The following is a 21,708-nucleotide window of genomic DNA, read 5'->3' as shown; positions in this document are numbered from 1 at the left end:
TTTTTTAAGAAACCTTTACTTATTATGTAATAGCTATTTCGTGTTTCTGTAAAGAGAAAGGTCCAACCTTTGTATAAGGATGGGCCTTTTTGTTTCTAAAGTAGAACTTAATGAAACGAAAAAGAAACTAACATCATAATATACAAGAATAAAAACGAAAGAAACCGGAATAAAGGAAAAAGAAAGAATGAAATGGAAGGTTAAGAGAAGAAGTGGATATTATGTTTTCTCAAGAACGTAGGGAGAAAATATTACAGATCCTTGAAGTAGAAGGTATATAAGTAATGATTGTACATTCTTAATCAACAAAATTTGTATGAAGGTTTATTAAAAAATAGGTTTGACGCACTTAGGAAAATATTTTAATTCAAGAAAGCAGGTTGCGTGTAAATGATTTTTCGTAGAAAAACATACAAAGTTCATTCAAGTATAGTAAATGAGTTTAATAGACACTTCAATGAGACTTTATTACCTACACAAATGAAGTATGGAGCAAGATTAATAGGGAGATGGATGACAAAGGGAAATGATGATAGAATCGAGATTTTTGCGATTTGGGAATATGATAGCTATGAGGATTATGAACAAATTGAAGCGAAAGTTAGGTCTGATAAAGAGCATGTGAAACGTGTACAGAGTTGGTTTGATAAAATGGGAAGAGAGAAAGTGAAAAGTTCTTTGAAGGATAATAGTAAAGAGGACTTTTTGGAAACTACTGTTTGGAACAATGAAAATATATGTTCAAAAAACTAAAGTATTGATTTATCTCTATGCATTTTTTAAAGAGCAGTTTTAGTGGTAGAAATATTTTTATGAGATGGGTTTACAATACCGACTGACACATTGAAATAAGAGTGTAAAAATGTACCAATTATTATTTTTATGATAAAATTATTCTGAATATTAAGTTAAAGAACGGTGATTAGGGGGAATATGAATGCTTAACCCAGAACAAATTTCCAACTTATTTAGGAACTTTTCTGTGAAAGAATGCAAAGGATCAAGTGATTTATATGAGCACTTATCATTACAAATTTCTGAGGACAGTGAATTGCTTGCACTAGCTTCACATGCTCAGCCAGGACAACCCATTCCAAATTTGTTACTTGGTGCAGTTCACTATTTGTTACTAAAAGGGAATGACCATATATTAAAACAATACTATGGTAGTATCGCCTCAAATCCTGAAAAAAATATGACACATTCTTTTAAACACTTTAAGAATTTTTGCAAACTGTACAGAGACGAGATTATTTCAATTTTAAAAACGAAGTTAGTACAAACGAATGAAGTAAGACGGTGTACTTATCTGTACCCAAGTTTTTGTTATATTTATGATCAAGTAAAAAAACCTGTATCGTTAATTGAAATTGGGACAAGTGCAGGTTTACAGTTATTTTGGGATCAATATTGTTATTCATATGGAACAGAAGAAGTGTATGGAAATGTAAATTCTAAAGTTCACTTGAAATCTGAAATAAAAGGTGAGAATCAACCATTTTTATTACCAAATAGTCCACCTGTAGAAGAAAGAATAGGACTTGATTTACATATAAATGATGTATCTAATGAGGAAGACTACTTATGGTTACGGTCGCTCATTTGGCCTGAACATAAAGAGAGACTTGAAATGTTTGATTATGCTGCTACTTGTTTAAAAGAGCAATCTGTAAAACTAATAGAAGGGGACGGGGTATCTCTTCTTTCAGAAATTGCAGAACGAATTCCGGAAGACTCGGTAATTTGTATATTCCATACACATGTAGCAAATCAAATACCAGAGAATGTTAAACATAAACTGGTGGAACAGATTAAAGAGATTGGGACTACAAGGGATGTTTTTCATCTCTATAACAATATGTGGGATAGAGACCTTCATCTTGATTACTTTATAAACGGGAAAGAATATAACGAAACAGTTGGGGAAACAGATGGACATGCACGGTGGTTTAGCTGGAAGCTAGAAGATAAATCGTTATGCTAGGATACATATGTAAAATCATATATATAAAAGGAAAGAACAGCCGATATTGGTTGTTTTTTCATTGTAGGGGTACCACATAATTCTTGGACCTTATCTAAAACTGTTTTTCTTTATTATTTTTGAAAGAGTAGATATATCAGGGGAAGTTCTAAAAACCCTAGGTCATTTTAATTCCGGGAAATATAACTGAATTTTATGATATTAAGGAGGGGTCATTCATGTTTATTAAACATCTTTAGAATAATATACATAATAAATTAAAATACTACAGATAGTTATAAGGACTTTATGGAATTTATTATATGAAGGATCAGGTGAAGGTAATGAGATTGTCTAAACAAAACACTCAAAAATTAAAAAGACAATATGGTCCTATCTCTACAACACAGTTACCTGATATTAAGCGCATGATAAATCAAATATTTGACCAAAGTGCTGATTTAGTTGAACATCCGTTACAATTAAAAACTGAAACACATATAACATTATATTATTTCGAAGGACTGACAGACGGTATTGCATTAAAAGATAATGTTATTTATCCATTACTACATAGTCTGGATGAGGATAATAAGGTATTTCAATCTAATATTATTGCTACATATACAATAGAAGTTTTTACATGGAATGAAGTCGTAGATAGCCTGTTAGAGGGACAAAGCGTGTTATTTATGGATGGGAAGCTAGGTGCACTTGTTATCAATACAAAAGGGTGGTCTGAAAGGGCAGTGCAAGAACCTATTTCAGAAGGATCTATTACAGGATCACATGATGGTTTTCTAGAAAATGCCTCCAAAAATATAGGATTAATTCGCCGCTATATCCCTTCTGTAGAATTAAAAATTAAAAAATTAATGGTAGGAGAACGTGCAACTATTTCTGTCTATTTAATTTATTTAGGAGACGTAGCCAATGATGCTGTTATTCAAGAAGCAGAAACAAGAATACAAGAGATTCAAACAGATACGGTTCTTAGTATAGGGGAGCTTTCTCATTACATTAATGATCGTCTTTTTACACCATTTCCACAAAGTTTATTAAGTGAACGTCCAGATGCAATTGCAAATCATATCCTTGATGGGAAAGCTGCAATCTTAATTGATCGATCTCCAAGTGCAATGGTTATTCCTGTGAATTTAATAGGGTTCTTTCAAACACCTGATGATTATAATGTTAATTGGAGTATCGCCTCTTTCATACGTTTACTGCGATTTTTAGGTTTCTTTATTGCAATTTTTTTACCAGCCGTATACATTAGTATCGTTTCTTTTCATTTTGAGGTTATACCATTAGATTTATATATATCTATCGCAAAATCGAGAATTAAGGTACCTTTTTCTCCTATGATAGAAGCGTTAATTATGGAATTTACTCTAGAAATGCTACGAGAAGCTGGAATACGCTTACCACAACCTATCGGACAAACCATTGGCATTGTCGGGGGAATTGTAATTGGTCAAGCAGCTGTTCAGGCAGGTATTGTAAGCAATATTATGGTCATTATCGTTTCCATTACTGCCATTGCTTCTTTTGTTGTTCCAAACCATGACTTATCTAGTTGTATTCGTTTAATTCGTTTTCCCATGATGCTTTTAGCTTATTTCTATGGCATTGTGGGAATTGTGAGTGGAGTTATGATATTGATGGCACATATTGTTACGATAAAATCGTTTGGTACACCGTATGGAGTGCCTATGTCTCCATTTCGATTAGAGGATTTGAAAGACACATTTATTCGTCTTCCGACTCCATTGCTTACAACTCGTTCATCCACATCTAATCCAAAACAAAAGAAAAAGAAAAACCTACGATCTAACAAAGGTGATTCTAATGAACAATCCTAAAATGGAAAAAATAACACTTATACAATATATTTTATTTGTTCACACAATACAAACTGCGTCTGGTCTATTAGTAATACCCAACACTGTTGCAAATACTGCCGGAACAGATGGCTGGATATCTATTATTTTAGGGTGGGGCGTTACGAATATAGTTGGAATACTTATCATTGTTACAATGAATAAAAATCCCAACATGAATTTTTTTGATTTACTTATCCAATATTTTGGTAAATGGCTGGGGAAGCTGCTGATACTGTTTTATAGTTTTTATTTGGCCTTTGCAGGCTTTAATACTCTACTTAGAGGAATTGATATGGTAAAAGTATGGATTTTCCCGTCCATACCCTCTTATCAAATTGTTATATTGTTACTCATTCCCTTTTATATTTTAGCCAGAGATAGCATACAATCAATTGCAAGATATAGTGAGCTTGTGTTTTTCTTTACCTTATTGTTACCTGCACTTCTCATTTTTTCTTTAAAAAGTAGTAATTATCCCGAACATCTATTGCCAGTCTTAAAACATGGCTGGTTTCTTATTTTGCAGGGGTTAAAAGACATGATTACGCCCTATGCGGGGCTAGAGATAGCGTATTTTTTGTACCCTTTTTTACAGAAAAAGGAGCAAGCAGTAAAAGGAATTATTATAGCTAATACATTAACAATGCTACTTATGTTATATGTAACCATTCTTTGCTTCTTACATATCAGTCCGCAGGGAATTCGAACTTTTACTTGGCCTGTATTTTATTTATTAAAAGGAGTTCGGTTTGCATTTTTAGAAAGGTTCGAAATCATTTACATTTCTTATTATTTATTAGTGTTTTCTACTACATTTATCCCGTATTTATATTTTGCTTCGTATTCTGTTACAGTTATCTCTAAAAAAATTCATTATAACAAAGTGCTAATAAGTTTCATTCTGATAATTATTTCTATAGTCTTTTTCCTTAGATTAAATACAAATCAAATTATATCTGTATATGACTTTACGGATAAATTAAACCTTATTTTCTTTATAATAATACCAATACTGTTGTATATATATGTGCATATCTTCAACATTTTTACCAGGAGGAAACACCAATGATAAAAAAACAAGTATATATAATCATATCAGTATGTTGCATATTTCTTTCTGGATGTAGTGAGCGTGTGACATTAGAAAACGCTTCCTTAATTTTGTTAATCGGTATTGATAAAGCACCTGAAGGAAATTTAATTGTAGGTACGAGTAATGCCCTCTTTAACACTAAAAACGGCAAAAATACTACAGAGGAATTAGTCGAAGCCCCCTCTATATATAGTGGGTTTTCAAAAATAGATACTAAAACTACTGGTTTGTTAACTTCAGCAAAAGCTGAAATCCTGTTAGTGGGTAAAAATTTAGCACAAAAAAACTACTGGGTGGATGAGCTTGACCCAATTTCCCGTGATCCATATAGTTCTTCCAATATAAAGGTGTTATTAGTTGATGGGACAATAAACGAAATATTCAACTTAAGATTAAAAGAGAGTAATTTTCTTCCTATGTATATAAAAAAATTAATACACTCCTCTATTCATGATAACAGAACTGTTTCTACAAGCATTCGAGAATTAATTAGACAACGAAATGAAGAAGGAATGACCCAAACTATGCCTTTAATTAAAGGAGAAAAAGATAAAATCCAAGTAGAAGGCATTGGATTTTTAAATAACAAAGGAAAATATGTAACACATATAGCCGGTAAAGATGTTCCTTTATATAATCTTTTAAATAACAAGAACAATCAAGGTCGTATGTTACTACATATAAATCTCAATGACCCTAAACATAAACATCAAATTGTTACCGCATTAGTAGAAAATGCAAAAAGAAAAATCAATATTGCTTATAAAGGTGGAAAATTTCACTTTGATATAGATATAGATATGGATTTATCCATTATTGAAAGGACCAATACTAAATATAGTATGACTACTAATAAACAGCAAAAAGAAACTATATACTTAGAGCATCAAATAAAAGAACAAGTGAATAAACAATTAATGAACATTATTAATAAAATTCAAAAGAATGAACTAGATCCGTTAGGTTTAAGCATGTATGCCAGAGCATATCAGTATAAAGAGTGGGAAATGACAAAAAAAGATTGGGTAAAGGTGTTATCTAAATCTAATATACATATTAATACGGATGTAAAGATACAAAATACTGGGGTTATGAGAGGATAAGGGTTCCGGTTCAAAGAATACTGTTGTTGTGTACACCGAGAATATCCATGAATAAAGGATGTGTTTCACAATGACAAAAATATGTTTTATAAAATAATGATTGAATTGAACCTGACAATATTCGGTTCTTTTTCGTAACTAGGCTATTATCTTTAAATAACTATAGTAAGAATAAACACTACAACATAAAACCTCTCCATATGAACTCCTCGATATCTCCATATAGACTCCAGATGAGTCCTATAAATTAGAGCTATCAAGGAGGTTATAAAAATGAATTTTATCAAACGCGCATTTTTAAGTGTACAAGCAAGAAAGGGAAAATCTCTTATCTTATTCGCTGTTTTTGTAGTTGTTACTAATTTAGTATTAGCAGGATTCGCAATACAAAATGTATCAAAAACAGCGAATGATCTCGCTAGAAAAAAATTAGGAGTTGACGTGACCCTAGGATTAGATGGAGATAAATTTCAACAATACGCATTAAAACAGAGAGAAGAACATCCAAATGAAAGAATACAACGACCAGAGATTTCTACAGAAGAAGCAGATAAGTTAGCTAAATCATCATATGTAAAAGATTTCAACTATATAAAAAGTGATATGGGTTTAGCAGATGGCTATACACCTATTAATAATGATAAAGAGGGAAACGCGATGATTGGATCCGTAGATGGAAGTCAAAGGAAAATGCCAAATACATCCATTGAAGGCGTGAGAACTTCTGATCTATTGAAAGAATTTAAAGAAGGAACGTATAAAATGATTAAGGGACGTCCAATAACAGCAGAAGATAAAAATAAGAAAGTAGCCCTAGTTGAAGAACAGTTAGCCGAACATAACAATCTACAAGTTGGTGATAGGTTAAAGATCAAAACATCAGATGAAATATCGGCAATAGAATTGGAAATCATAGGGATTTACAAAAGATCCGATGTGAATAGCATTGAGGAAACGGCACCGCCGATGATGCATCCATCTAACAAAGTATATGTTTCGTACGAATCGTTGAAAGAATTTTCAGGAAATAAAGACATGAAGGGTACACCCATTGACCAAGCAATTTACTACTTAAAGGATCCAGATCATATCGATGATTTTAAAGCAGAGGGAAAGAAAGCAGGCATTGATTTTGACCTATTTAAACTAGATGCGCATGATGCATTATATCAAAAAATGGTAGGCCCTATTGAGAATATAGCATCCACTTCGAAATGGATTGTATACCTAGTCTCAATTACAGGATCCATTATCTTAGGTCTGATCATTATGTTGACCATAAAAGAACGACGGAGGGAATTAGGAATCTTACTGGCGATTGGTGAGAAAAAAGGGAAATTAATAGGACAACTCTTAGTAGAAGTATTATGTATAGCTGTTTTAGCATTTGGCATTTCTATATTTACAGGTGGAACAGTGTCTCAAAAAATGGGAGACAGTTTATTACAGAAAGAAGTTACTTCTTCTGAAGAGCGACAACAGCAGAAAGCAAATAATCGAGGAGGATCAATTGCGATGTTTGGGATGAATAATGATCAAGATCAAGATGTGGATCCTATTGATAATATTGATGTAAGTGTAACATCTCAAGATGTGCTGCATTTAGGAGGATTAGGTTTAGGAATCGCAATCTTATCAACAATTCTTCCAGCATTATCGATTCTTCGATTGAATCCAAAAGAAATTTTATTAAAAGATGAATAGGGGGATACATATGGACACTATTTTACAGTTCAAAAATCTGAATTACCATTATCAAAGTAATAATAAAAAAATTACCATATTAGATAATGTAAACTTTTCGTTTCAAAACGGACACTTTTATACCATTTTAGGACCATCGGGATCAGGAAAAACAACTGCACTTAGTTTAGCAAGTGGATTAGATATCCCAAGAGGTGGGTATGTATTATATAAAGGAAGAGATATACGGAAGATAGGCCTGGATACTTATCGAAACCAACATGTTTCGATTATCTTTCAATCATATAATCTCATTACGTATATGACCGCTCTTCAAAATGTAGTCACCGCAATGGAGATTACAGGGGTCAATGTGAAAAACAAAAAAGAAAGAGCGCTTGAGTTATTAGGTAAGGTAGGGCTGACAGAAGTAGAAGCAAAAAGAAAGGTATTACAGCTTAGTGGTGGTCAGCAACAGCGTGTGGCGATTGCCCGTGCATTATCTTGTAATGTAGATTTATTAATTGCGGATGAACCAACTGGGAATCTAGATCAAGAAACTTCCATGGAAATTATCGAGTTATTTAAAGAGCTTGCTCATACAGAAAATAAATGTATCATTGTAGTCACTCATTCACAAGAGGTGGCGAAACAATCAGATAAAGCGGTGTACCTCGAAAAAAGGAATTTAGTAATCAAAGAGTTATAAGGAAAATAAATACTAAAAACGTAAAACTTATTTCGGTACCACTGTTAAATAAAAAATGAACTAGCATTATACAAACTAATATAAACCTAATTAGAGAAAATGTAGTAATAAAATGGGGCAAATCCATTAAAAAGGAATGAGAGAGATGTGGATAAAAATAGCAGCTTCCATTGGCTTAGTGACAATTGGTATTTTAATTGGTTCGTTATGAATATGTAAATTTATTGAAAAGCAAATAAAAGTCTCAATCTCATTTCTATAGGATGAAATGAGATTGAGACTCTTTTGTTGTTTACTTTATGGATAATGGAATGGTAACTAAAAATTGCACTCCTTGTTCTGTATTTTTCATAGAATACATGATAAAAAGGGCTTCGAAAATTTGCTGTACAATATATAACCCTAATCCACTCCCGCCAGTATTTCGATTTCGTGATTTTTCGATTCGATAAAATGGTTTGAAAATATGTTGTATATCTTCTTTTTTAATTTTTACACCTGTATTGATGACTTGCATTTGGATGTGGTTTTGTTTTGAATTCTGAGTTAGCTTTATATATACTTCCTCGCCATGCGGTGAATACATAATCGCATTATGAATAATGTTTTTACAGGCTTTTTCTAAAAGAATACGATCTGTATAAACAAAGAGGTGAGAATCAATTTGTTTTATCATTTGAATGTCTTTTTGAGAAGCAAAAAATCCGAGATCTTTTGTGATTGTATTAATTAATTCCGAAAGATTTACTTCTTCCAATTGCAGTTTAAAGGTATGTTGTTCTAATTTTGACATGCTTAAAATCTCGCGAACTAGTTGTTCCATACTTTCAATAATTTGGTGATTTTTCTTTAAGTATTGATCGCGATTTTGATACGGGCCAATATTATATATCATCCCTTCTAAGTATCCTTTCATAACAGTGAGAGGAGTCTTTAATTCATGTGCTACAATTGCAAAAAATTCCCTGCGTTTTGTTTCTAATTCTCTTTCTTTTTCAATATCGCTTTTTAATTGCTGATTCGCTTTTTGTAAATCAAGCATAGTTTGTTGTAAATTAATTGACATATCATTCAAGCTATTGGATAGTTCTCCTAATTCATCCATAGAACGAACCTCAATTTTTTCGGGAAAATCCAAGTTTGCCATCTTTTGTGCTCCCTCATTAATATAAATGAGTGGTTTTGTAATGAACCTCGAATATAAATAAGCACTTCCTACACCAATAACAACTACAATGATACTAATATAGGGAATGAAACGCACCAAGACTTGCGTGGCTTCATCAATAGGTTGAAATGTTGCGGACACTACGAGCGTTAGGGTAACATCTTGGAATTGAATATCATATGATTTGCGCAGGTTATCTGAATTCCCTAATGGTGTTGTTTTAGCAAATAATTTTGCTTGGGTACTTCCTTGAATAAAAGAGAAAGAAGGAGAATAAATAATTGTTCCTTCATTATTTTGAAGATAGATCATTGCGTTATTTTTTTGTGTGTATTCATCAAAAAGGGGTATTGCATTTTGAAACGTAAGATCCTTAGATTTATCAATTATTTCTTCTATTCCTGTTTGAATCTGATCTGTTTTATACTGTTCATAAAATGTAGGAAGAAAGAAGTATAACGTTAAATAAATTAGGACTGCAAAGGCTAGCAAAATAACGGATGTAACAAGAAAAAGTTTATAAGTAATACGCTTTATACCCATGATTTCCAATATCTTATTCATCCAGCTTGTACCCAATTCCCTTTATGGTTTTAATGTAGGGGATACCCAGTTTTTTTCGTATATTTTTAATATGTGTATCTATAATTCGTGTTTCTCCACAATATTCGTACCCCCAAGCTTTTTCCACTATACTTTCTCGTGTAAGTACTTTTTTCTCATTTTGAAGTAGTAATTGCAGAATTTCAAATTCTTTTGTCGTTAATGGTATTTCAACCTCATTTACATATACTTTATATGCATCACAATCGACATGTATTTCTTTAAAAACTAAATGATTATCTGTACTTTGATTATAGCTTCTTCTTAGTACTGCTTCGACTCTTCTAATCAAAACATGAAAAGAAAAGGGTTTCGTAATATAATCATCGATTCCAAGATCAAAGCCCTTCATTTGATCTTGTTCTTCTTCTAACGCAGTTAGCATAATAATTGGTACATTGGACTGATTTCGAATCATTTTGGCAACTTCAAATCCGTTAAGGTTTGGCATCATCACATCCAAAAGAATTAAATCAAAGGATTGCTTATTAAATTGTTTCATTCCTTCTAATCCATCTGATGCAATTTCAACAATATAGTTTTGTGTCATTAAAAACTGTTTAATTAATTCTTGAATTTCTTCGTCATCTTCTACTACAAGAATATGATAGTTCCTCATTGTATCACCTCTTGTAGCATTATAACCGTGTTATCTGTAGTTTATGTGGAGAAGCATTCGATATAATACATAGAAACAATAGAAACCATAAAGAGACTTCATAGGAAAACTATATTTATTTCATACCAGCTCCAGATTCAAGTCATATGATACAAACATAACAATACAAGAAAGAAGGAGGTAACCAAGATGTCACTTGAGACAAACATAATTCTTTCTTTATTAGATGCAAAATTGTTGATGGTAAAATAATTATAAAAATCTCCACAAAAACTCTACATAATCTCCATTGTAGCTCCAGATAATGACCGTACAATAAAATCATCCCAAGAAAACAAAGGTGATAAAAATAAAATTGATACAATTTATATAATGCATTGCACACACCCGCTATAACACCTTTATTTTTATCACTGAATAGTAACTCCATAGCTAAAAAAGAGGATCAAATTGATTCTCTTTTTTTAGTATATTCGATAACTAGGTATTAGAAATTTAAGTCACATCGTGTATGATAGTACTAGAGATAGATACGAACATGTATTCTGTTTTGTGTTTAGGTATCTGAAACACTACAACGAAAAAAGAGGAAGGTGATGACAATGTTGCTGAGTCAAAAATACGAAATTTTCCCAACCAAAGAACAAAAAGAAATGTTAGACCGTTGGCTACAATATTGTCGTCAAACCTATAATTCTGCTTTTTTAGACAAACAGAGAAAATATAAAGAAAACAAACAATCCGCAACTAATTGAAGATTTTACCACAGAGCGCTATTGTTTATTTACAAGCATTACAGCTTTTGAAAAAGGTTATAAAGTAACACTTATAGAAGAGGTAACTGGAACGGTGAATGATGAAGAACCATATGATATTTCTGAACTAGATATAAAGGATTTTATTGGTTCAGTAGTCAACTACCCACCACTTAAACGCTAACGCGTTTTGAAGTGGGGGCTTGTAAAGAGCCTTGGTTGTCTAGCCTCAGTCTTTTGTGGGCTACGTTCGTAGGTTGCATACCCAAGAATGATTCCCTAGTTTTTGGCTCTATGGTGGCTCTGTAACAGTTCTGATTGGGAAGGAACGGTCAACCACAAGCCTTCTTTTATAAGAAGTTGCCAACACCTGCAAACATTGGCGAAGGGAAACAAACTCTTAGGAGGGACAAAGCATGCGTGTATTTGTCAAGAATTTACGAGGAGAACCGCTTATGCCTTGCAGTACTCGTAAGGCACGGCTTCTTCTCAAACAAGGGAAAGCAAAAATTATAGGTTACACACCGTTTACCATTCAATTGCAATATGCCACTGGTGAAACAGTACAACCTGTTACAATTGGTGTCGATAGCGGTGCGAAATATGTGGGAATCGCAATTACAACAGAAGAAAAAGTACTAGCGAAAGGAACCATTGAATTACGACAGGATGTGAAAGAAAACCTCACCCTCAGAGCTACATTACGTAGAGGTAGAAGACAACGTAAAACCCGTTACCGAAAAGCGCGCTTTCTCAATCGAAAAAAGAAAGATGGCTGGCTTCCCCCATCGATTCAAAGTCGAACCGATAACATCATTCATTGGATTGAAACATTCAAATTACTATTACCTTCTCCAAAAGTCATTGTAGAAGTTGGCAAGTTTGATGTACAGAAACTAAAGAACCCTGCTATACAAGGGAAAGCGTATCAACAAGGAGACACATTTGGCTTTTGGAATACAAGATACTATGTGTTTGCAAGAGACCATTATACATGTCAAATCTGTAAGAAAAAAGGTGGCATTTTGCACACGCACCATATAATTGAGCGACATAAGGGTGGCTCAGATATGGCAGATAACCTCATGACAGTACATGAAGATTGCCATGAAAAATTCCACCAAGGGAAAATCAAGTACGTTTTTAAGAAACCAAAACAGTATAAAGAGACCGCCTTTATGAATATTTTACGACTTCAAATCATGAAGCGTTTAGATTGTGAGATCACGTATGGCAGTTACACAACACCGAAGCGAAAAGAATTAAGATTATCAAAAACACACTATAACGATGCCATTGCGATTACCAATCCGAAACAATTACAAGAATATCAGCAAAGTGGTGAGTTTCGCATCAAACAATTTAGAAAGAAAAAGCGTTCTCTTCATGAAGCAACTGCAAGAAAAGGAAGAAAAATGAAAAATATAACAGCGAAAAGAAATAATAAAAATACACCGTATGTAGGCACAATGTATCTAGGTGATAAGGTGAAAGCGTTTGGACAAATAGGATTCGTGACAGGATTTACAGGGAAGATGGTGTATGTGCAAGATTTGGACGGCCATTATATACAAAATCCTGCTAAATCTTATAAACAAGTGAATATATCGGATATTGAATGTATGCACCACAATCATAATTGGTTATTCTTACAAGTCAGTTAGGCGATGCCTAACCGAAATTCATCCCCACCTTATCGCTTGGCTATCGCCCGTCACGCGCTTGAAGATGGGGACTTCTTTCGGGAAGTACGTTAAAAAGTAGGAGGGGTTATTGCAAATATGACTACTGCTTTCTCTTTGTATGGATTTTCCCATTTATGCTTCATATAAGAAGGGATTTTCACACTATCACCTTTATTTAAAGTTAATATCTCTTGGTTTAAATATAGAGTAATAGTTCCCTCTAAAATAAATGATATCTCCTCCCCTTTATGCGCCATTAATTTTTCGGATGAAGAAGACTGAGGCGATAAAGTCATAAGGGCAAGTTCAAGAGATCCGGTTAAATCGGGAGATAATAATTCGTATGATAAATTTTCACTTTCAGGAAAGCTGATTTTTTTTCGTTGATCAGCCTTTACAACTAAACTTTGTGCACTAGTATCTTCCAAGAAGAAATTAAACATAGGTATATTTAACGCTACAGATATTAATTTAAGAGTTTGCAGGGATGGATTTGCTGATCCTTTTTCAATTTGACTTAACATTGAAGGGGTTACATTGACTAATGTAGCTAGTTCTCGACTACTCAAGCCTTGGTCTTTTCGATATACTGCTATTTTTCGGCCGACATTTATATCGTTCATGTTTATTCTCCTTTTAAATGAATCATTATAGAATTTAATCAAATTAAATTTAATTAATATATATTTAATAATTGTGTTTCGTGTGTTAAACTCAATTTAATTATAATAAATAAAATTAAATTTTAAAATGATAACATGCATTAGTAAGGATAAAGAAGGGGGACTATATAAATGAATAAGGTTGACAGTAAAGCTATACAAATATTAAAAGAGAAACACCCTTTACTAAATAAACTCATGGTGATGGATGAGGTGTTTTGGATCAATCCTAATAAAGAAGGGTTTGAAACAGGAATTAAAAAGTCTCCGCTTACTAAAGAGGATGTAAAGGACGCTGAGGAGAGATTAGAACGTTTTGCTCCATATATCGCGAATGTTTTCTCTGAAACAAAAGACATGAATGGAATCATTGAATCTCCTTTAGTAAAAATTCCTTCTATGAAACAACATTTAGAACAAGAGTACGAACAACATATATTAGGTGAATTATTGTTAAAATGTGATAGTCACCTTCCGATTTCAGGGTCTATTAAAGCAAGAGGTGGAGTTTATGAAGTTCTTAAACATGCAGAAGATTTAGCTCTTAAACAGCACTTATTAACTGAACAAGATGATTATTCGATTTTAGATAGTGAGGAGTTTCGCACTTTCTTTTCACAATATTCAATTGCAGTAGGTTCAACGGGGAATTTAGGGCTTAGTATTGGCATCATGAGTGCAAAATTAGGATTTAATGTGACTGTTCATATGTCCGCTGACGCAAAACAGTGGAAAAAAGAGTTACTTCGAAGTAAAAATGTCACAGTTATTGAATATGAAGCGGATTATAGTAAGGCAGTAGAGGAAGGGAGAAGGCAAGCAGAAGGGGATCCTATGTGCTATTTCATTGATGATGAGAATTCGCACCATCTATTTTTAGGATATGCAGTGGTAGCTTCACGATTGAAAAAACAATTAGAAGAGTTACAAGTAACAATAGATGAAGACCATCCTTTATTTGTTTATCTTCCATGTGGAGTAGGTGGTGGTCCAGGTGGGGTAGCATTTGGTTTGAAATTATTATATCAAGATCATGTCCACATTTTCTTTGCAGAACCTACTCACTCTCCATGTATGTTACTTGGTTTAATGACTGAACTTCATGATAAAATTTCTGTACAAGATTGCGGTATTGATAATGTAACAGACGCAGATGGCCTTGCCGTGGGAAGACCTTCCGGATTTGTTGGTAAAATCATGGAACCTTTCTTAAGTGGATCTTATACGGTTAGCGATGAGGAGTTGTATAAGTTACTAAAGAAACTAGCTGATACGGAGGACATATATTTAGAACCTTCTGCATTAGCAGGTATGATAGGTCCAACTAAATTATATAAAGAAGGAATTAACTATTTATATAACTGTAATTTAGAGGGAAAATTAAGCAATGCTACACATATTATTTGGGCTACTGGTGGTAGCATGGTTCCCAAAGAAATGATGATGGAATATTATAAAAAAGGTATGGAGTTATTTAGAAAATAAGACATATAAAAGAAGGGCGTCATTTATAACAGGATGACGTCCTTCTTTGGTATTATCCCCTCATAGTAGACAGTTGAAAGAAAGTTACTGTACTGTTTATTATGGAGGGGATTTTTTTATGGGGAAAATTAGAAGAACTTTTTCGATTGATTTTAAAATGAAAGCTATTGAAATGTACTTACATAGAGGAATGGGTAGTAAATTAATTGGAAGGGAATTAGGAGTTACATATTCAGTTATAGACAGATGGATTAAAAACTACAATAGTGAGGGTATTCTTGGCCTACAAGAAAAACGAGGGAGATCTAGACAAACAAATGCAAGTTCAATAAAAACAAGTCATGATGATAGAATAGAACGATTAGAAGTAGAAAATGCATACTTAAAAAAGCTCTTAGCTGCGAAAAAGGAGATGAGGTCAAAAGAGACAAATCAATAGAATACGAGATCATTCATACATTAAAGCATAGCTTTCCAATTGTGTTTCTTTGTGAAATTGCGGGGGTCTCAAGAAGTGGATATTACAAATGGGAAAAAAGAAGAACTAATCCCTCTGAAAAGATGAAGGAAGACCAATTTATTATGTCCAAAATAGTGGAATGCGAACTAGATCCAGATATAAATGGTAGTTTTGGTTATCCAAGAGTTTGTACATGGCTCAAAAAGTATTGTGGTTTACAGATAAATCATAAAAGAGTGTACCGTTTAATGAAGAAAATGGGGATACAAGCTAAGATTCGAAAGAAAAAGTGGAGGCATTTTGGCTTAAAAGAACAATGTGTCGTATCAAAAAATCGTTTAAACAGGGAATTTTCAGCCAGCAAGCCAAATGAAAAATGGGTTACAGATATAACCTATCTCACTTTTAACGGTAAGCGTATGTATCTTTCAGTGATAATGGATCTTTATAATAACGAAATTGTAGCCTACCAAGTAAGCGAAAGCAACAATTTAAAATTAGTTATAGACACAGTGAATAAGGCCTTAAGAAAAAGAAATGTCCACGGAACAGTATTACATAGCGATCAAGGGTATCAATACACGTCCAAAAAATACAACCTATTACTTAAAAAATACAAAATGAATGTAAGTATGTCTAGGAAGGGCAATTGTTATGATAATGCATGTGTAGAGAGTTTTTTTAGTCATTTTAAGACAGAATGTTTTTACAGAAATGAGTTTCATGAAAAAGAGCAAGTTTTCAAAGCCATTAGAAGATATATGAGGTATTACAATAACAAACGATTCCAAAAAAAATTAAACAACCTTAGTCCTGCTGAATTTGGAACTAAGGCTGCTTAATGAAAAGGCATCTAATCTTTTACTGTCTACTTGACAGGGGTAAGACCACTTTTATTATTTTTTTTTGTCTTTATCCAAAATATTTTGCTCTTCAGCAAATTCTGTTCCATATGATAAGCGACGATTCATATTGATTCCTGCATTTCTATTTTGTTCATGAGTCGAAGTGTGACTTCTAGAATAGCGATGAACAAATACTTCCGATAGTGTAAAGATGATAGCGGAAAGGATACTGCCCCATGCAATTTGCATATGATTTCCTAATAAAATATTTCCGAAAATCCATACACTTAAATACGTGAGTAAGAAATCGGCCATGATGGCAGCACTGTTTCCAATACGGTCTAAAATGATTTTATCAACAAACATGTAAGAAACGATTGTCACGAAAAGACTGAAGGAAACAACATCAACAATCGTCGCATCAAAAAATAAATCAAGTCCGATAGCAAAAGCAATAATGCAAGAAATGAATTTAATAAGTAACACGGTAACATTGCCCAACGTGTACACCTCCCTTTTCTACATAGTTTTGGTATAAAACGAGAATTTCATACATGTTATATGTGTTTGAATCGTTTTGTAGAAGTCACTTAAATAAAATGAAACTTTAATCAAAGGGGGAGTTCTTCATCCCCCATTGATTATTATCCCTCACCAATCGAGCTTTACGGGCAGTTTATCCCCCACTTAACTTTTTTGCTTTTTGCTGAATTTTGAGGTGGAGTATTACTGCCCGCCAATAGCGGGATGAAATTTCTCATGTTCCATATCTTGTCAAAATATTAAAAAAATAAGTAAAAAATGTTATAGTAAAATGAGAGTGTTTAACATTTTTAGGTAAGGAGGGATACGGATGTGGATTACTTCAGAAGTAGAAATTCCAGATGAACTATTTGATAATCTTGAGCAAGGGAAGCTTGTATTATTTGTCGGAGCAGGTGTTTCTATGAAAGGCAAATCAAACTTACCAAATTTTGATGATTTAGTTGATGAAATTGCGGAAGCTGTATATGTGGAAAAACGTGAAATAACAGAACCACATGATTATTATCTTGGAAAAGTTGCCAAGACAAAAGATGTACACCAAGTGGCACAAGACCTTGTCGATTTGAAAAATTCTAAGCCGAATCCATTACATTATGCGATTCCTGAACTTTTTTCAAACGATATTGATGTTCGTATCGTTACAACAAATTTTGATCAGCATTTTACAACTGTTATTGGGGAAATGCATCGAGATATTAATATATATTACGCACCTGCACTTCCTACAGGGAGAGCATTTAAAGGTTTGGCATACATACATGGCAATGTAGAGCAAGAAAAGGAGAACTTAATATTAACGGATGGTGACTTTGGAAGGGCTTACTTAACAGAAGGCTGGGCGAGACGTTTTTTAGTTGATTTATTTTCAAACTATACCGTTTTATTTATCGGATACAGTCATAATGACCCAGTAATGAAATATTTAGCGACGGGTTTACCGCCAAGCACGAGGCGTTATGCTTTTGTTGCACAAGGGGAAAATACATATCATTGGGAGCATTTGGGAGTAAGGCCTATTGTTTATCCGAACAAAATGAATAACCATCAATCGCTTGTAAAAGCAGTGAAACGGTGGGCTGAGCTAATGGGAGATAATTATATTACAAAACGAATGCGAATTCGTGATATTGTAACAGTCCCACCTTCTATTGAACAAGAACAACTATCATATATTAAACAATCGGTTAAAAAAATTGAAACACTGCGCTATTTTATTGAATTTGCTACAGATTATGAATGGGTAGAATGGCTCGAAAAAGAAGGAAAACTTCAAAATTTATTTTTGGCTTCATCTACATATCAGGAAGAGGATGAATTACTTGCAGAATGGCTTGTACGGCAATTTCTTTTTAGTCATCAAAAAGAATTATTTCAGCTTATTTATAATAATCAATCGAAAATATCTTCTCTGTTATGGAGGACAATTTGTACATATTTGATCGCAACGAAAGAACCGATTGAACCTTTATTATTCGCAAAATGGACATTACTTTTGCTAGAGACAGCAGAAAAAAATAGTATTTCTATTGAAAAGGTTTCATACTTGTTACAGAAATGTTCTTTTCCTGAACATAAAGAAATTAGTGTCTTATTACTGACGTTTATTTTAGATGGGAAGATTAAATTGAAACGGGTGAGAAGATGGGAAAATGATATGCAGGATTCAATTGAATTAGAAGAAACAAGCCGTTTACCTGTCCCCGTTTTTTCATATATCCAACGGATTTGGGATGAAAAAATGAAGCCGTACATATCCTATTTTGCCGATCCTATTATGGTAATGGGATTAGAAAAGCTACAAATGTTAGCATTAAGACAGCGAGCTTTACATAAGAAAGATGGTGCTTTGTACAATACGATAGAATTTTCAGAGCATGATTTACAGCCGAAGGATTTTACATTTTTAATTCGAATTGTGAAAGATTGTCTAACATATTTTTGTGAACAGAATGAACAGAAAGCAAGTTATTATATCTCTCAAATGTTGGAAGTGGATAGTATATTACAAAGGCGAATTGCTATTTATGCGATGAGTAAAAATTCTTTTATAGCGGTAGATGAAAAAATAAAATGGTTGCTACAACAAAAATTGCTTTTTCATATTTCATATAAGCATGAGGTATTCCAGTTTTTAAAGATGCATTATGCACTTGCTTCAGAAATAACAAAACAAGAAATTGTAAAAGTGATTATGGAACAACTTACTCAAAAAAGGGCTGTTGATGCGTGTAATGTAATGGATTGTCTGTATCATTGTGATCCAGACAGTGTTTGTACAAAACAAGCATATAAAGTTATGAAACAAACCCACCCTCATTATTCTTCTGATCGGTACGTCAATCAACAAGAAGAGACAGCAGTGCAAAGTATTACATGCAATGTAACCGCGGATGGACTATTGCAATTGAAAGAGAAAGAAATTGTGAAACAAGTCCTTCTCTTTTCTCATGACGGTATGTTTGAACAGCGTCATTTTTTAGAAATGTTATCAAAGGCCTGTAAATTGAATACGGAGTGGAGTATTTCGCTTGCATATCAGCTTGTAGCGGAAAGTAATGTAAGTAAGGAAGTATGGTTTGTATGTATACGAGAGTGGCGAAATAATCGGCGGCTTACGAATGAGCAGTTACAAAAAATTATGCCAATTCTGCAACAATTTGTGCGAAATGCATCGTATCATTGGTTAATTAGCGGTTTTTTATATGAAATTAGTAATCGGTTAGAAGAGTTTCAAGAGGATAGCATTCGCGCTGTGAAACGTTTTGCTTTTTCTTTCTTTCCACATGTCATGAAAGGTGATGCGAAAAGAAAGATTGCAGAACAGGACTTTTATAATGAATCCATCCAGCACCCAGTTGGAAAAATGACATCGGTGTTATTAAAACTATTAGCGTATGATCACTTATACGATCGTAATATTTATGAATATTTATTTTTATTTGAAGAACAAATGCGAACATCATCTCAAAGTACAAATTTAATGTTTGCTAGGTTAACAGCGGACGTAACCTTTTTATATCACATTGAAAAGCAGTGGTGTCGTAAGCACCTTCTTCCTTACTTGGATTTGAAACAACAAGTGGAAGAAATGAAGTATGCATGGGCAGGGCTTGGGTACACACAAATTAATTTACCTTTATTTACAGAGATGAAGCGATATATTAAGTATGCAGTTGAACATTTGTATTTGTTAAATCCACATACAAAAGAAGTGTTTTTAAAGTGGCTGAGCTTTGTTTTTATTAAATGTGTATTGTATTGGGAGCAGCGTACCGACTGGTTATATCCACTTTTTATTCAGGAAAAAGAAAATGATAAGATCCAATTTATGGAGCACTTATGTTATTACGTGAACACATTAAGTGTGAGAGAACAGCAAAAATTTTGGGAAACTTGGTTAGCTGGATTTTTAATGGAACGTCCAAAAATGAGCGTCATAACAGGTAGAGAGTACGTCATGTTTTTACGGTTTGTATTATGTATGGATGAAGTTGCAGAAAGAGGACTGCAAGCGATTCTTACTTGTTTCCCGGAACCTTCAAAACTTTACGAACATGAAGAAACAAAACAATTATTTTCGGCTATTCTTGCAAAGAGAGAGAATATGAAGCATGATGTAGAAGCATATGCGGAAGTTTTATTTGTGGTATTACAAAACCTTCAAGATGCAAGCTCTTTTGAAAATGAAATTGTAGAGATAAAACAATTGTTAACAGAGAATAAAGCAGATGAAAACTTGTTAGTAGCCATTCAAAATGAAATGATTCGTATTGGGATTATTATGACGAATTTATGAGAGTGATTAATGAATTTGTCATGTATAAAAAACAGGGCAAGAGTGGAAAAAATCGAAAAATAAATAAAAAGGTGTTGACAGCCTTTAAAGAAGCATTCTATAATACGAAGCATACTTACTTAAATCACACAAACATGTGAATAAATTAAAAGTGATGAAGGGATCACAGTAGTGCTTATTTTACTGTAACAGAGAGCTGATGGTTGGTGCGAATCAGTACAGGAATAAACATGAATTACAGTCCTGGAGCATCTTTTTCGGATTAAAGATGATGAATTCTTTATGAGGGAAAAGACGGTCAATTGATCGTTAACAGTGAAGAGAGGTAGACGAATCAGTCTACAACTAGGGTGGTACCGCGATAAATATCGTCCCTACTGAGTGAATCAGTAGGGACTTTTTGTATATTTGCGGTCCAATTCGAAAATTAAATATGGTATGCAATGAAAGGAAAAGAAGTAGTATTTGTTTCCCTGTAACAGAGAACTGGTGGTTGGTGCGAATCAGTACACAGACAAATGTGAATTACAGTCCTGGAGCATCTTTCCCTTCATAAAGACTATGGTCTTTATGAAGGGAAAGACGGTCGAATGATCGTTAACAGTGAAGAGAGGTAGATGAGTTCGTCTACAATTAGGGTGGTACCA

Annotated in this window: 16 protein-coding genes, 1 pseudogene and 2 other annotated features (1 of these 19 only partly in view); of the genes and pseudogenes, 13 read left to right on the top strand and 4 right to left on the bottom strand. The window is 33.4% G+C overall.

Annotated features, from left to right (window positions below; genetic code table 11):
• Positions 1–390 precede the first annotated feature (390 nt).
• The 7 genes from QUF99_RS17255 (at position 391) to QUF99_RS17225 (ending at position 8,437) form a co-directional block, all read left to right on the top strand.
• Complete coding sequence (locus QUF99_RS17255; RefSeq protein ID WP_289371531.1) at positions 391–753, top strand: NIPSNAP family protein; 363 nt, start codon at positions 391–393, stop codon at positions 751–753.
• 184 nt (positions 754–937) lie between these two features.
• On the top strand, positions 938–1,984 hold the full coding sequence (locus tag QUF99_RS17250; RefSeq protein ID WP_289371530.1) for a DUF2332 domain-containing protein: 1,047 nt from the start codon (positions 938–940) through the stop codon (positions 1,982–1,984).
• A gap of 407 nt (positions 1,985–2,391) precedes the next feature.
• Positions 2,392–3,828 (top strand): spore germination protein, encoded by a 1,437-nt coding sequence (locus tag QUF99_RS17245; protein ID WP_483298635.1) that lies wholly within the window; start codon positions 2,392–2,394, stop codon positions 3,826–3,828.
• Positions 3,815–4,918: a GerAB/ArcD/ProY family transporter gene (locus QUF99_RS17240; RefSeq protein ID WP_289371528.1), complete on the top strand. Its 1,104-nt coding sequence runs from the start codon at positions 3,815–3,817 to the stop codon at positions 4,916–4,918. Before QUF99_RS17245 ends, QUF99_RS17240 begins: the two co-directional genes overlap by 14 nt.
• Complete coding sequence (locus QUF99_RS17235; protein ID WP_289371527.1) at positions 4,915–6,045, top strand: Ger(x)C family spore germination protein; 1,131 nt, start codon at positions 4,915–4,917, stop codon at positions 6,043–6,045. Before QUF99_RS17240 ends, QUF99_RS17235 begins: the two co-directional genes overlap by 4 nt.
• A gap of 273 nt (positions 6,046–6,318) precedes the next feature.
• Positions 6,319–7,749: an ABC transporter permease gene (locus QUF99_RS17230; protein WP_289371525.1), complete on the top strand. Its 1,431-nt coding sequence runs from the start codon at positions 6,319–6,321 to the stop codon at positions 7,747–7,749.
• 10 nt (positions 7,750–7,759) lie between these two features.
• Positions 7,760–8,437, top strand: a complete 678-nt coding sequence (locus QUF99_RS17225; RefSeq protein WP_289371524.1) for an ABC transporter ATP-binding protein — start codon at positions 7,760–7,762, stop codon at positions 8,435–8,437.
• A gap of 292 nt (positions 8,438–8,729) precedes the next feature.
• Here the strand turns inward: QUF99_RS17225 and QUF99_RS17220 are convergent, their stop codons facing one another.
• Together QUF99_RS17220 and QUF99_RS17215 are read right to left on the bottom strand one after the other, a co-directional pair.
• Complete coding sequence (locus QUF99_RS17220; RefSeq protein ID WP_289374689.1) at positions 8,730–10,148, bottom strand: sensor histidine kinase; 1,419 nt, start codon at positions 10,146–10,148, stop codon at positions 8,730–8,732.
• 13 nt (positions 10,149–10,161) lie between these two features.
• A complete protein-coding gene (locus QUF99_RS17215; RefSeq protein ID WP_289371522.1) occupies positions 10,162–10,827 on the bottom strand; it encodes a response regulator transcription factor in 666 nt (221 codons plus the stop codon).
• Positions 10,828–11,423: 596 nt separating this feature from the next.
• On the opposite strand from QUF99_RS17215, the pseudogene QUF99_RS17210 reads away from it, so the two are divergent.
• A pseudogene (locus QUF99_RS17210) lies at positions 11,424–11,576 on the top strand (helix-turn-helix domain-containing protein); the annotation flags it as partial.
• 422 nt (positions 11,577–11,998) lie between these two features.
• The gene (gene iscB, locus QUF99_RS17205) at positions 11,999–13,246 is read left to right on the top strand and encodes an RNA-guided endonuclease IscB (RefSeq protein WP_289371518.1); all 1,248 of its coding nucleotides are present in this window, start codon (positions 11,999–12,001) and stop codon (positions 13,244–13,246) included.
• Positions 13,247–13,335: 89 nt separating this feature from the next.
• Here iscB and QUF99_RS17200 read toward each other — a convergent pair whose 3' ends face one another.
• Positions 13,336–13,890 (bottom strand): helix-turn-helix domain-containing protein, encoded by a 555-nt coding sequence (locus tag QUF99_RS17200; RefSeq protein WP_289371517.1) that lies wholly within the window; start codon positions 13,888–13,890, stop codon positions 13,336–13,338.
• Positions 13,891–14,061: 171 nt separating this feature from the next.
• Here QUF99_RS17200 and QUF99_RS17195 point away from each other — a divergent pair, with 171 nt between their 5' ends.
• The 3 genes from QUF99_RS17195 to QUF99_RS17185 all read left to right on the top strand — a co-directional run bounded on the left by QUF99_RS17195 (position 14,062) and on the right by QUF99_RS17185 (position 16,716).
• Positions 14,062–15,414 carry a D-serine ammonia-lyase gene (locus tag QUF99_RS17195; protein WP_289371516.1) on the top strand — a complete coding sequence of 451 codons (1,353 nt, stop codon included), beginning with the start codon at positions 14,062–14,064 and terminating at the stop codon, positions 15,412–15,414.
• Positions 15,415–15,532: 118 nt separating this feature from the next.
• Positions 15,533–15,853 carry a helix-turn-helix domain-containing protein gene (locus QUF99_RS17190; RefSeq protein WP_289368028.1) on the top strand — a complete coding sequence of 107 codons (321 nt, stop codon included), beginning with the start codon at positions 15,533–15,535 and terminating at the stop codon, positions 15,851–15,853.
• On the top strand, positions 15,775–16,716 hold the full coding sequence (locus QUF99_RS17185; RefSeq protein WP_353958373.1) for an IS3 family transposase: 942 nt from the start codon (positions 15,775–15,777) through the stop codon (positions 16,714–16,716). The genes QUF99_RS17190 and QUF99_RS17185 overlap by 79 nt, the downstream gene beginning before the upstream one ends.
• 54 nt (positions 16,717–16,770) lie before the next feature.
• On the opposite strand, the gene QUF99_RS17180 is transcribed toward QUF99_RS17185, so the two are convergent.
• Positions 16,771–17,220 (bottom strand): YndM family protein, encoded by a 450-nt coding sequence (locus tag QUF99_RS17180; protein ID WP_289371515.1) that lies wholly within the window; start codon positions 17,218–17,220, stop codon positions 16,771–16,773.
• Positions 17,221–17,572: 352 nt separating this feature from the next.
• Between QUF99_RS17180 and QUF99_RS17175 the strand changes: the two genes are divergently transcribed.
• Positions 17,573–21,061 (top strand): DUF4020 domain-containing protein, encoded by a 3,489-nt coding sequence (locus tag QUF99_RS17175; RefSeq protein ID WP_289371513.1) that lies wholly within the window; start codon positions 17,573–17,575, stop codon positions 21,059–21,061.
• 145 nt (positions 21,062–21,206) lie between these two features.
• Positions 21,207–21,440 (top strand) — a binding site (T-box leader).
• Positions 21,441–21,495: 55 nt separating this feature from the next.
• Positions 21,496–21,708 (top strand) — a binding site (T-box leader); it runs 20 nt beyond the window's last position.

This window comes from Bacillus sp. DX4.1, assembly GCF_030348195.1.
In the GTDB taxonomy this organism is placed as follows: domain Bacteria; phylum Bacillota; class Bacilli; order Bacillales; family Bacillaceae_G; genus Bacillus_A.
This window is presented reverse-complemented; position numbering and strand designations above follow the sequence as displayed.